This window comes from Paenibacillus harenae DSM 16969 (genome assembly GCF_000422465.1).
GTDB classification, from domain to species: Bacteria; Bacillota; Bacilli; order Paenibacillales; family Paenibacillaceae; genus Pristimantibacillus; species Pristimantibacillus harenae.
The window spans coordinates 327400-340475 of sequence record NZ_KE383842.1; the positions used below are offsets into that span (position 1 = coordinate 327400).

At 54.5% G+C, this 13076-nt stretch carries 11 protein-coding genes; 8 read left to right on the forward strand and 3 right to left on the reverse strand.

Annotated elements, in window-relative coordinates:
* Positions 1 to 131 precede the first annotated feature (131 nt).
* Positions 132 to 1055 carry a LysR family transcriptional regulator gene (locus tag H581_RS0111560; protein ID WP_028610120.1) on the reverse strand — a complete coding sequence of 308 codons (924 nt, stop codon included), beginning with the start codon at positions 1053 to 1055 and terminating at the stop codon, positions 132 to 134.
* A gap of 264 nt (positions 1056 to 1319) precedes the next feature.
* On the opposite strand from H581_RS0111560, the gene H581_RS0111565 reads away from it, so the two are divergent.
* Genes H581_RS0111565 through H581_RS0111595 form a run of 7 tightly spaced genes read left to right on the forward strand, consistent with a single transcriptional unit; the run spans position 1320 to position 9779 of the window.
* Positions 1320 to 2021, forward strand: a complete 702-nt coding sequence (locus H581_RS0111565) for an isochorismatase family protein (protein WP_051250701.1) — start codon at positions 1320 to 1322, stop codon at positions 2019 to 2021.
* Between the two features lie 38 nt (positions 2022 to 2059).
* Complete coding sequence (locus H581_RS33805) at positions 2060 to 2767, forward strand: isochorismatase family protein (RefSeq protein ID WP_051250703.1); 708 nt, start codon at positions 2060 to 2062, stop codon at positions 2765 to 2767.
* Between the two features lie 44 nt (positions 2768 to 2811).
* The gene (locus tag H581_RS0111575) at positions 2812 to 4401 is read left to right on the forward strand and encodes an ABC transporter substrate-binding protein (RefSeq protein ID WP_028610122.1); all 1590 of its coding nucleotides are present in this window, start codon (positions 2812 to 2814) and stop codon (positions 4399 to 4401) included.
* A 52-nt stretch (positions 4402 to 4453) separates the two neighbouring features.
* Positions 4454 to 5401: an ABC transporter permease gene (locus H581_RS0111580; protein ID WP_028610123.1), complete on the forward strand. Its 948-nt coding sequence runs from the start codon at positions 4454 to 4456 to the stop codon at positions 5399 to 5401.
* A gap of 55 nt (positions 5402 to 5456) precedes the next feature.
* Positions 5457 to 6350 (forward strand): ABC transporter permease, encoded by an 894-nt coding sequence (locus H581_RS0111585; RefSeq protein WP_051250705.1) that lies wholly within the window; start codon positions 5457 to 5459, stop codon positions 6348 to 6350.
* Between the two features lie 53 nt (positions 6351 to 6403).
* Positions 6404 to 8482, forward strand: coding sequence for an ABC transporter ATP-binding protein (locus H581_RS0111590; protein WP_051250707.1), 2079 nt, complete (start codon positions 6404 to 6406; stop codon positions 8480 to 8482).
* Positions 8469 to 9779 (forward strand): MFS transporter, encoded by a 1311-nt coding sequence (locus H581_RS0111595; RefSeq protein WP_028610126.1) that lies wholly within the window; start codon positions 8469 to 8471, stop codon positions 9777 to 9779. The genes H581_RS0111590 and H581_RS0111595 overlap by 14 nt, the downstream gene beginning before the upstream one ends.
* A gap of 94 nt (positions 9780 to 9873) precedes the next feature.
* Here the strand turns inward: H581_RS0111595 and H581_RS0111600 are convergent, their stop codons facing one another.
* Both H581_RS0111600 and H581_RS0111605 read right to left on the reverse strand, forming a co-directional pair.
* Positions 9874 to 10629, reverse strand: a complete 756-nt coding sequence (locus H581_RS0111600; RefSeq protein ID WP_156889567.1) for an alpha/beta hydrolase family protein — start codon at positions 10627 to 10629, stop codon at positions 9874 to 9876.
* Between the two features lie 169 nt (positions 10630 to 10798).
* Positions 10799 to 11734 (reverse strand): ArsR/SmtB family transcription factor, encoded by a 936-nt coding sequence (locus H581_RS0111605; RefSeq protein ID WP_036718494.1) that lies wholly within the window; start codon positions 11732 to 11734, stop codon positions 10799 to 10801.
* Between the two features lie 184 nt (positions 11735 to 11918).
* On the opposite strand from H581_RS0111605, the gene H581_RS0111610 reads away from it, so the two are divergent.
* The gene (locus H581_RS0111610; RefSeq protein WP_028610129.1) at positions 11919 to 13073 is read left to right on the forward strand and encodes an enolase C-terminal domain-like protein; all 1155 of its coding nucleotides are present in this window, start codon (positions 11919 to 11921) and stop codon (positions 13071 to 13073) included.
* Positions 13074 to 13076 lie beyond the last annotated feature (3 nt).

A 13076-nucleotide genomic window follows, 5' to 3' on the forward strand; every position in this document is an offset into this window, starting at 1 on the left:
GGCAAATGTAAAATATTAAAATATACTCACTTTAGTCTTCCTGTCATGCTGGTTTTCAATGGAAGAGCAGGCATACCAAAAAAGGATTCGGATGAATCCCGAATCCTATCCGTCTAATCTTTTATTTTCTATTAACAGAAGGCGGTCAGGAGCGGGCCTTCCTTGGCCTGTAGATTAATCTGTTCCTCGAAAAGCTTGATGAACAAATAATCCAGACTATGCAGTTCATTGTCACGGTAAGCGACAAAAACTTGGCTAAGCGGAAAAGGGTTGCGTTCAATTTCCAATTGAACCAGCTCCTTTTGTTTGATTTCCTTCCTCATGTATGCGCTGCCAGATAGAAACACGCCGGTATTGATTTTAAGAAAATGCTTGATTAGCTGCAAGTTGTTCGTCTCGAGCTTCGGCTGGTAGGACAAGCTGAACTGATTCAATGTCACGTCAATCATTTTGCGGTATTGGGTTTCCTTCGGATAGGTCAGGATCGGCTCCTGCAAAATTTCTTCTAGCGAGACTGAGATCCGACTCGCAAACCGGTGATCCGGCGATACAAACAGCATCGTTTGTTCGCTCAAAATCGGACGGTAGTTCAAACCGCTGTCATTGCTCGTATAACGGGTAATGCCAAGCTGGAAATGCTGATTTTTCATTAACCGGACCAGCTCGCTGGATGCGTACGTGTATACCTTAATCGAAACGTCCGGGTATTGATTGGCGAAAGCCTCCATTACATCCGGCAAAATAGAGGCGGCAAACGAATTGTTGCAGCCGATGGACAGCTTGCCGGTTGCCCCTTCGCCTACCCGCTCCACAGCCTCCATCCCTTCCTTCAGCGCTCCCAGGATCCGGCGCGCGTGCGGCAGAAATGCCTTTCCTTCCTCCGTCAGCTTCACATTGCCTTTGCCGCGAAGCAGCAGCGATTTGCCGAGCTCCTTCTCCAGCTGATTAATCCGGTTCGATACCGTCGGCTGCGGAAGATACAGCAATTCTGACGCCTTCTTGTAGCTTCCGCTTTGATAGACGGTGAGAAAGGTGGAGATTTGTTCGAGATTCATCCCTTAACCCCTTTCTTATTGCGTCACATTTATTAACATAATTCTAACAAAAGATTGGCGATCGTACAATGATTTCACGATTAATTAATTGAAAATTCTGAAATGTAACCGTATTCATTCGTTATATGAATAAAATCATTCAAAAACGGTTATTTACCGGGTCGTTGAACGCATGTAAGATGAAAACAACACTAGCGAGCAGTTCTTGATAATGTTAGGTAATATGCCATTTAAGTCACATAATATTCAAGAGGAGGAATGAGGATGAATTCCAAAGGTTGGGAAACGTTTTTCTCGGAGCGCGACAAAGAGCATAATCAGTTGACAGGCAAGAAAGAGCCGAACGGATTCGGTGAGAGACCTGCGCTATTGCTGATCGACATCTATTACAGCGTGCTTGGGACGCGCCGAGAGCCGATCTTCGAGTCGATGGAGACATGGCCGGGCAGTACAGGCTTGGAGGGCTGGGCCGCTGTGGATAAAACAGCCGAACTTGTCGCGGTTGCCAGGGAAAGCGGCATTCCGGTCATTCATGTAAAAGGGCTGCAGAGCGGCATTAAGCCATGGATTCACCGTAAATCCAGACCTTCTGCACTTACGGAGGAGCAGCGCCTCAAAGGCTATGAAATCGTCGAAGAAGTGAAGCCGGTGAACGGCGAGCTCGTTATTGAGAAAACGGCGCCGAGTGCCTTTCAGGGTACGCCGCTCCTTTTTCAACTGGTCAGCCTTGGCATTGATACCGTCATCTGCTGCGGCGAAACGACGAGCGGGTGCGTAAGAGCCTCAGTCGTAGACGGAGCGACGAACCGGTTCCGGATGGGCGTCGTGGAGGAATGCGTGTTCGACCGGACCGAAGCCTCCCATTGGATGAATCTGTACGATATGAATCAGAAATATGCCGATGTCGTTATGCTCGATGACGTGAAGGAATACTTTCGCCAGGTCGGTAAAACGGTAGCGGTGTAAGGAACCCGTGTAAAACCAATTTTAAGGAGGTCATGGATATGTACGGATGGGAGAAATATTTAAGCGAGCGGGATAAGAAGCATGATGAGCTGTGGGGCAAGAAGGAGCTGTACGGGTTCGGAAGCAAGCCTGCCCTCGTTCTGATCGATATTTATTACAGTGTCCTCGGATTCAAGCGGGAGCCGATTTTCGAGTCGATGCAAATGTGGCCTGGCAGCACCGGGCTTGAGGGCTGGGAGGCTGTCGATCAAACAGCCGAATTGCTCGCGGTCGCCCGCGATAACGGCATTCCGGTCATCCATGTCAAAGGGCTGCACAGCGGCGTTAATCATTGGGGAAGACGGAAGCGCAAGCAGGTGGAAATGTCGCCGGAAATACGGCATCGCGGCACTCAAATCGTGGATGAGGTAAAGCCGATTGAAGGCGAGCTCATTATTGAGAAAGCGGCTCCTAGCGCGTTCCACGGCACGCCGCTCACCTTCCAGCTGATCAGTCTCGGCATTGATACGGTCATCGTGGCCGGAGAAACGACTAGCGGCTGCGTAAGGGCGTCCGTCGTAGACGGAGCGACGCAGCGCTTCCGGATGGGCGTCGTATCGGAGTGCGTTTTCGACCGGACCGAGGCTTCCCACTACATGAACCTGTACGATATGCACAACAAATATGCCGATGTCGTCTTTCTGGAAGATGCCAAAGCTTATTTCAAACAAATCGGAGCAGCGACCAAGACGAAAATCCACGCGTGACGGCCAGGTAAACCGGCGGTCCCGGCCATAGGGGGAGAAACCATATGAGAAGAAGATGGAAGTTGAATATTGGTGTTTTGACGGCAGCCGTCATTCTGCTGCTCTCCGCTTGCTCGAACACGTCCGATCCGGCTACCGGCAATACGACGTCGCCGTCAGCTACTGACAGCAGTACGGTAGCGTCAGGGGAGCCTAAAGTGCTTAAGGTGCGTTTCTACGATGATCCTGCCGGTTATGATCCCGCCAATATATTTCGGATCGAGAACGAAAATATTGCCTTTAATATTTTCAGCGGGCTCGCGAGCTACGCCTCCGACACCGGGGAAATCATTCCGGATTTAGCCGAGTCATGGGAAACCGACGACAATATGACCTGGACCTTCAAGCTGAGGCAGGGCGTGCAATGGCAGAAGGGGTATGGCGAATTCACGTCGGCCGACGTGCTCTATTCGTATAACCGGATACTCGATCCGGCAACCGCATCGCCTTATGCCGCAGAGTTTAACAATGTGGAGAGCATGGAAGCGCCTGACCCCTATACGGTCGTCTTCAAGCTCAAGACGCCGGACGGCAACTTCCTGCATCAGGTCGCGAATTATCATCAGGGACAGATCGTGAAGAAGGAAGCAATCGAAGAATTCGGCGACCAAGTCAAATGGAACCCTGTCGGGACCGGGCCTTTCGCGGCGGAGAAAATCGATCCGAGCTCGGAAATCATCCTCGTCCGCCATGACGATTATTACCAAGGGCCTGCGCCTATCGAGAAAATTATTTTCAGCATTATTAAAGATGAATCTACCGCGACCATCGCGCTCCAGAACGGCGAGATTGACGTCATCATGCGCTCTAACCGCGAGGAGAATCTCGATATTTTGGAGAAGGCCGGGTTTAAAATGAACCATGTGGAGAACTATGCGGCTTCACTGAAGGTATTCAATCTGGAGCATCCGATATTGGCTAATCGGAAGGTGCGGCAGGCATGGGCGTATGCGGTCGATTTCGACGCCATTGCCGAAGGCGTATCCCCGCGCCTGCAGAAGGGGGCCAAGAGTCTGCTGCTGGACTGGATGGAAGGGTACAGCGAGAACACGACGCAATACAGTTACGACCCGGAGAAGGCCAAACAGCTGCTCGCCGAAGCGGGTTATCCGGACGGCTTCACGATTAAGCAGGACGGAACGTCCGCGTCCGGAGTCACGGAGCAAATGCAGCTTGAACAGGAATACTTGAAGGCCGTCGGCATCGAACTGGAATTTGATCTGGTCGATACGCCAACGTACAACGAGAAACGAAACAGCGGCGACTTCGACGTGTCGGGGCGGCTGCTCCCCGCGGTTAATCCGGACATGGTGCTCTTCAGCTATCTGCATCCGGACAATATTGCGCCGAAAGGGCTTAACGGCGCCCGCTACAACAATCCGGTGCTGACGGAGAAACTGGAGTCCGCGAGAGCCGAGAAGGATTCCGCCAAACGCTTAAAGCTGTATGAAGAGGTTCAACAGATCGTTATGGAGGAAGTACCGTATTTACCGACCTACGCAGGCAACGTATATTGGCCGAGCAAGCCGAACATCGAAGGGATTGTCATTAACAAGCTTGCACAGGTTAATTTCTACGGCGTTGATATCAAATAGGACTGCCGTGCCGCATGCCGCTATATAGCTCGATTACTGGAGGTGAATGGCGATGCTGAGTTATGCGATGAAACGGATTATGCAGTTAATCGTCACCATGTTCGGCGTCGTTACGCTCGTATTCTTCGCCATCCGCATGATCCCTGGCGATCCGGCGGCGGCGATGGCCGGCGACAACCTGTCCGGGGCGGCGCTTGAAGAATTTCGCCGGAAGCTGGGGCTTGACGCTCCTCTCTGGGAGCAGTATGCGGATTATCTTCTCAGCGTCATCCGCTTCGACTTCGGAAGCACGATTACGACTTCGCTGCCGATTGCCGGTCTCATGCTTAAGGCGCTGCCGATTACGCTGATGGTAGCCGGCTTCACGATGCTGCTGGCCGTGCTTATTGCGATACCGCTCGGGACGGTCGCCGCTTTCCTGGCGAACAAGGGCAAGAAGAAGCTCGACAACGCGATTACGTGGACGGCGATGATCGTCGATCTGATGCCGGCCTTCTGGACAGCGCTTCTGCTTATGCTGTTTTTATCCCTTAATCTTAAGCTGCTGCCGGCAAGCGGCGCCGTCTCCTTCGAGGATCCGTCGCTCATGCTGAAGCGGATCGCGCTGCCGGTCGTTGTGCTGGCCGTCTCCCAGGTCGCTACGCTGGCGCGGATTACAAGGACGGCCGTGCTCGAGGTGCTGAACGAGGATTATGTCCGTACGGCGAGATCGATGGGCATGTCCGAGATGGTCGTCGTCTTCCGTCACGCGCTCAAAAACGCGATGCTGCCGATTATAACCATTGTCGGCCTGAGCTTCGGAAATCTGCTTAACGGCACCGTTATCGTCGAGTTTATCTTCTCGATCCCGGGTATCGGCACGCTGCTCGTCTACGGCATCAACAGCCGGGATTATCCGCTGGTACAGAACGTCATTCTGTTCTACGCGTTCGTCTTTGTTGCTATCAATTTTATTACCGATATGGTGTACAAAAAGGTTGATCCGCGCGTCCAGTTCTAATGCTGACCGCGAAATAGCAGGCTGACTGTCGTTCGGCCGATGAGGAGGAATAGACGTGAAACAAGAAGCTGTGGCCAGAGCGGTCGGTCAGCCGGCTGTGGCGTCCAGACCGCGGATTCAGCTCCCTTACTTGAGCTTTCTCTACGTGAACAAGAATGCCAAATGGGCGATGGTCATTCTGCTGCCCATCCTGCTGATAACCTTTCTCGCGCCGTTTCTGCCGCTTCAAGCGCCGCTGGAAAGCAACATAAGGGCAAGCCTGAACGCGCCGTCGCTGGAGCATCCGTTCGGAACCGACAAGCTCGGCCGGGATGTGTTCAGCCGTACGCTGTCCGGCATTAAGGTATCGCTGTTCGTCGGCATGACGGTCGCGCTAATCTCGCTTGCTTTCGGCATTGCGCTGGGGACGGCTTCCGGCTTTTTCGGAAAAACCGTCGACCGGGTCATCATGGGCGTCGTCGATATTTTCCTCGCATTTCCTTCGCTGCTGCTGGCAATCGGCCTGGTCGCCATCCTAGGCGCCGGAACCGTGCCCGTCATCTGCGCGATCTCCCTTGCGGACGTGCCGCGGTTCATCCGGCTGCAGCGCTCTCTTGTGCTTAGCCTGAAATCACGCCCCTTTATCGACGCCGCCCGCACGGTACAGGCGCCGCGGCTGTGGCTGATGACAAAGCATATCGTTCCGAATACGATTGCCCCTCTGCTCGTTGCCGCCAGCATTACCGCCGCCAATGCCATCCTGATCGAAGCGAGCCTCAGCTTCCTCGGTCTCGGCATTTTGCCGCCGGAGCCGTCGCTGGGCAACATCATTAAGGATGGGCAGGTGTATCTGCAGCAAGCCTGGTGGATCTCGACGCTGCCCGGCGCGGTTATTCTGCTGATCGCGATTTCGCTTCATTTTCTGTCGGACGGCATTCGGGAGGCGCTCGACCCGCGGGCCCGCAAATAGGGGCCGCACCGGCGGAAGCCATTTCATTTGATGACAAAAAGGAGCTGACAGTTATGGAGAACGGGGCAACAGCAGGAACGATTAACCGACCGGCCGGCAAACAGGCCTCACTTACTCAGCCCTTGCTGCAGGTCCAGGATCTGCACACGCATTTCTTCACGGAGTCCGGCACCGTCAAAGCGGTAAACGGCGTGAGCTTCGAGCTGCAGCGCGGCGAACGGCTTGCCGTCGTCGGAGAGAGCGGATCGGGCAAAAGCGCGATGGCGATGTCGCTGATCCAGCTTATCGCATATCCGGGCAAGCTTGTATCGGGCAGCATCCGGCTGGACGGCAAGGAGCTGGTCGGATTAGGCGAGCCGGAGCTGAACAAGCTGAGGGGCAGCGCGATCGGCACCGTTTTCCAGGATCCGATGTCCTCGCTTGATCCGGTTATGCGGGTAGAGGATCAGATGATTCAGCCGATCCGCATGCACCTGAAGCTGGGGCAGAAGGAAGCGCGCAAGCATGCGGTGGATCTGCTCACCAGGGTCGGCATTCCCGATGCGGATAACCGGATCTCCGCTTATCCGTTCGAGATGAGCGGCGGCATGCGGCAGCGGGTCATGATCGCGATGGCGTTATCGTGCCGGCCGAAGCTGATTTTGGCCGACGAACCGACGACTGCCTTGGACGTGACGATTCAGGCGCAAATCGTCGAGCTGTTGAAGACGATGACCGAGACGACCGGCAGCGCTATGATGTTCATTACGCATGATCTGGGGCTGGTCGCCCGTTTCGCCCAGAAGGTGGCCGTCATGTATGCGGGTAAAATCGTGGAATCCGGCACGGTGGGGGAAATATTCAGCTCGCCCAAACATCCGTATACCCAAAGCCTGCTGAAGACGATCCCAAGCGTCAGCGGCGAGAAGCGGAGACGGCTGCTGCAAATTCAAGGCCTTCCGCCGGACATGAAGCTGCATATAACCGGCTGCTCCTATAAGGAGCGCTGCCCCGCGGCATCGGAACGCTGTTACACGGATGCGCCGGAGCTTATGCCGCGGGAGGGCGGGCAGTCCGCCGCTTGTTGGCTGAAGAATGGTCTGATGACGGAGGGGTATGAGAGCATCACGACTTTGCTGAGCCAAGGAGAGAAGCCGGAAGCGAAAGAGGGCTGGAATCGTATACCGTTAAACGGTTCCGTCTCGGAGCAGCCGGACTCCCCGGGCGATGATAATGTCGTGCTGCGGATTACCGATTTGCATAAGCATTTCAAAAAAGCGTCGTTGCTGCCTTGGAAAAAGGGTGCCGAAATCCGAGCCGTGGGAGGCATAAGCTTAAAGCTGCAGCGCGGGGAGACGATGGGCATCGTCGGTGAAAGCGGCTGCGGCAAAAGCACGACCGCCCGCATGCTGCTGGGGCTCGATGAACCGACGAGCGGCCGGATCGAAATAAACGGCAGCATTCAAATCGTATTCCAGGATCCTTACTCCTCCTTCAACCCGAAGATGAAAATATCCGATATTATCGCCGAACCGCTTCATGTGCGCAAGATCGGGACGAAAGAGGAAAGACTGCGGCGCGTCCGCGAGCTCATCAAGAAGGTGGGGCTGGATCTGTCTTATTTGTCACGGTATCCGAGCCAGTTAAGCGGCGGCCAACGGCAAAGGGTCGGCGTGGCGAGAGCGCTCGCGCTTGATCCAAGCATCGTCGTTGCCGATGAGCCGACTTCGGCGCTCGACGTGTCGGTGCGCGCGCAAATTATTAATTTGTTATGCGATTTGAAGGAGGAGATGGGTCTCAGCTTCGTATTCATCTCCCATGATCTATCGACGGTACGTTACATTTCCGATACGATCGCGGTCATGTATCTCGGCGAAATCGTCGAATACGGTCCGGCTGAAGAGATATTCGTTCATCCGGCGCATCCTTACACGAAAGCGCTGCTTGCCGCCGTGCCGGTTCCCGATCCGATGATCGAGGGTGAAAGAACGATCGAACAGCTGAGGGGCGAGCTGCCGAGCCCGGCGAATCCCCCTGCCGGATGCGCGTTCAGCAGCCGTTGTCCGCATGTGACCGCGAAGTGCACCGAACGAAAGCCGCCGCTTCGGGGTTACCTGGAGCGCCGGGAGGTCGCTTGCCATGCTGTCTCCTGAGTTTTACCGGAAATTCGGCATTTATGGCGGGGGGTTATTCTTCACGATTACCGGAATGGCGCAGCCGTTCTTCACCCTATACGCACAGGAGATCGGGGCGTCGACGGCGGCGATCGGATTCATGGTTACGATGAGATCGCTGCTGCCGATTTTCATCGCGATGCCGATCGGCCAATTAATCGACTCCGTCGGGCCGATCCGGATGTTGAAGTACGGCAGCGTGCTGCTCATTCTCTCTTTATTTACGAATATGATCGCTACGGATCTATGGATGCTTAGTCTGTCCCAGGTGTTCATGGGCGCTTGCATTATCATTATGGCATCTTCGTTCCAAGTGCTCGTCTCGGAAGGGGAAATGGGAGAGCGTAATGAAAATATTAAAAAATATTCCATGTGGATGTCGGGCGGGGGCATGCTCGGCCCGTTAATCGGCGGAGCCTTGACCGCGATGTTCGCTAACGAATTGTTTGGCTACAAATTTTCCTTCGGGGCGGCATGCGCCTCTTCGCTGCTGTTCTTCATCATGCTGCTGGTTGTGGCCAAAGGGTACCGGAACACGGTCTATGCCGATGCCGTGAAGCCGAAGGACCTGCTCAAAATGAAAGGGATCGTCGACAGCTACGCAAACGGGATTCACTTGACCAAAATCCGCTCCGTGCAGTTCGGACTGATCGGGACGTTTCTCATTATGTATATTCAGGCATTATATATGAGCTTCATGCCGATCTATCTCAACGAGCTGGGCTATTCGACCATTCTCATAGCGGTCATTATTTCGATAAAGGGTCTGGCCGGCATGCTGTCGCGTTACGGCCTGGGTTGGTTGATGAAGCGGACCCACATGGAGCGGATACTGCTTATCGCCGGACTGATCGCCGCGCTTTGCGTCGTCATTACGCCGATCGCCGGACTTCATGTAGCAGGGGTGATTCTGCTCGCATTAGTTATGGGAGGGGCCGTGGGCGTTAATTTGCCGGTTAGCATCATGATTATCGTCAATGATACGAAGGATTCGGACCGGGGCAAAATTATGGGGCTTCGTCTTATTATGAACCGCTTCTCGCAAATTTTGAGTCCGGCCATGTTCGGCGTGTTAGGCCAGTGGTTCGGTCTTACGGTCGCCTTCTATGCCGGCGGGGGATTTTTGGTTGCGTCGATGGTGGGCTTTTCCGCCTATACCTCGTTGAAGTGGAAGCTGCGAACGCAGGGGATGCCCGGGAAGGAACGAAGCGGAAGGAAGGAGCGACTTGCCGGCGCTCCGCCGCCGGGCGAAGAGCCGAAGCCTCATACGATGTAATGATACGGGTGAAGCCCAATTCAACCTATCCCTGCCGATCGGAACTTTAACACGGCAGCGCTTTAAACGAATGTGATGCCCGGAAGGGCAGCTCCTAAGTGGAGCTGCTTCCGGGCTTTGTTTCATTGAAGGGAGACGGCCGCGGTTCGGCCGAATAAAACCATTCCCAGATTGCATTTATCGTTTTTGCGAGATTGGATACGGAGCCTCTGCCGGCCTTTGGCGAGAAGAAGTTCGGATATTGGCCTTCAATATCCAGCATCGCGACGTTGCCGGGGGCGTAGAAGCGCCGTCCTTTCTCCCGCGCATTGTATAACAATCCAGGGTAGCGGTGCGAACTGAACCGGTACTTGGCATGGGACCAGCCGCCTTGCCAAGGAAGAGAGTCGCCCTCGAGCCAGACGCCTTTCTTGGCGATATAACCTACCCGTTCTTGAAAACGTCCGCCAATCGGCACTTTAGGCGATCCGACCTGTACGATGAATCGGACATCGATTCCGTCTCTCTCCAGCAGCTCGGCGGCATGGTAGGCAGCGGCTCCGCCGCTGCCGCAGCCGATAAGCAGGACCGGATCACGCGCGCCAAGGGTTCGAACCAGCCGTCTTGCTTCTTGTCCTCCGGCTGATTGCTGTACCTGCTCGGGGTAGAGACGGATGTCGCGCCGCACGGCTTTGGCTTGCTTGAACAGGTTTTCGTTTCCACCGCCATAGGGAAACAGGACTCGGATCGTCACCGTCATTTGCTCCTGCTCGAACCGGCTCTTCAGCGCTTCTGCCAGCGGCCGGAATTCCGGCTCCGCGGCGCGGATGCCTGCTACCAGATAGATGTTCACCCGTTTACGATTTGACATGACCGGCATAGCCTTCATCCTTCCTCCGCATAAGTATGCTTTTGAAACACTTCGTCAAAAGACCGGGCGGCTCCTGCTTAAAACCGATGTATCGATTAGCCGGGAGGAGCTGGAAGAGCTATTCAGCCGTGTCAGATCTTGCGCCGTCGGCCGGCAAATATCGGAGATCTTAACCGGCATCGGATGCAACTTGGAACGAGACCTCGATGTTTTGGTTGTAATTGCCGAAGCTTTGCCCGAAGAGCGTTACGCCGCCGACGTTTGCCGCTTCGGACGGAACGGCAATCCGGAAGGGCAAGTCTTTGCCGAATGCCGGATGAATATCCCGGACCGTTACGCCCGACAGTTTGACCCCGTCGATGTAAGAGCCTTCTTCCGTTACGGAGACGATCTTCAGCAGACCGTGCTGGGTCTTATTCTTCTGCGGCCACCAGTCCGGATTGAGGATGCCTCGTCTCTCCCCGAAGTCGCCCGGGCATGTCCAAGTCCCGAGCCGCACCCGGTTCAGTTCGAATGAAATGTCGGACGGCCAATTCTCATTGCAGCCGGGAGCTTCCGAGCAAAGCTCCATCGATAAGTCGATCCGGACGAGACGCTGTCCGGGCAATAGGTAATTCGGTATGCGGTACTCCACGAAGCCCTCGGCAAACCAAAGGACGTCGGCTTCGAAGCGCCGGGGATCGGAAAAGTATCGGGGGTCGTCCATTTGTCCCACGAATGAAGACGGGACGGCCAAGCCGCAAGTAGGCTTCACGGAATAGTCGGTGTAATGCCCGATCCGAATGGAGCAGGACAAATGATCTTTGACTTCCGGCTCAGCGCGGAAGCTCCCTTGAAAGGCTTCCATGGCGAGCGAGCATATTTTTTGTCGGCCATGCTTGCCTGGAGCCGGCTTGCAGGAGACAATTCCGGCTTCCTCCAGCTTCTGAATATGGACGGTTACGGTCGCGGAAGAAAAGGACAGCCGATCCGCGATTTCGCGTACGCTCATAGGCTGCTTCGCGAGCATATCGATAACGTCCAGGCGCGCCTTGGAGGACAGCGCTTCATATACGAGTAACGACTTGTGATCGGTTGATAGGAATCGGATGACGATCGCCTCCATTTAATTAGTTAAAATACTAACAAAAATGATGAATGTCTGCAAGTTCAGAAATATACGCGCTCATATTGACATATAATTCGTAAAGTTTCTATAATCAACATAGGGAAATGACATATAAAATTAGTTAAATAACTAATTAAATGGATAGAGGGATGGCGGAGAGGCGAGAGGAGAGTGACGATTAATGGATATTTCGGCAATTTTACCGGATTGGAAAGTGGAGAAAATCGAAGTCGCGGCCCTGCGGGGGGAACGCGCCAGAAACGCGGGTTCCAACGGCAGGCTTGGCGAACACGGCAAGAGATGCTCGGTCGGTATCGCACGCATTACGATTGATGGACAGACAGGTTACGGAAGTACGGGCTTGCTGACGCAAGCTCAAGGAGAAGCTCTCATCGGCAAACGTCTAATCGATTTATTTGATTCGGAGGGCAGATTGCTCGAGCCGTACCGCATTCCGCTCGAATATCCGATCTTGGACTGGTTGGGGCGCAGACGGAACGAACCGGTGTATGAAATGATCTCGGGCAGCCACCGTGAACAAGGGTCGCCTCTTGTTGTGCCTTGCTACGATACCTCGCTTTATTTCGATGATCTGCACCTGGCGGATGAGCGGGAAGCGGTGAAACTGTTGGAGGAGGAAGCGGCGCAGGGTCTCGCCAAGGGTCACCGTCATTTTAAAATCAAAGTCGGCCGCGGCGGCCGCCATATGCCGATATGGGAAGGCACAAAACGGGATATTGCCATCATCCATGGCGTTGCCGGGGTTGCCGGCCCGTCGGGCCGCATCATGATTGACGCCAATAACGCATATAATTTGAATCTGACGAAGGAAGTGCTGGCTGCGGTTGCGGACGTCAATTTGTATTGGATCGAAGAAGCCTTCCATGAAGATGATGTGCTGTACGCGGATTTGAAAGCCTGGCTTCAGAGCCGCAACCAGGAGGTGCTTATCGCGGACGGCGAGGGACTTGCCTCTCCCCATCTCGTGAATTGGGCGATGAAAGGCTATGTCGACGTGCTTCAATATGACATCATTCACCCGGGCTTTACCCACTGGCTGGAACTGGGAGCCAAGTTGGATTCGCATGGCCTGAGATCGGCTCCGCACTGTTATGGCAACGCTTACGGCATATATGCTCTGGGACACGTGGCTGCAGGGATCAAAAATTTCGAATTCGTGGAGTGCGACGACATTGTAATCGAAGGAATGGACGTCTCCGCATACCGAATCGAAGACGGTCTATTCCACGTCCCGGCCAAAGCGGGCTTCGGCATTGATTTCGACGATGAGCTGTTCGCAAGAGAAGTTGCGAAGTCAGGCTGGAGCCGGCAATGAGCG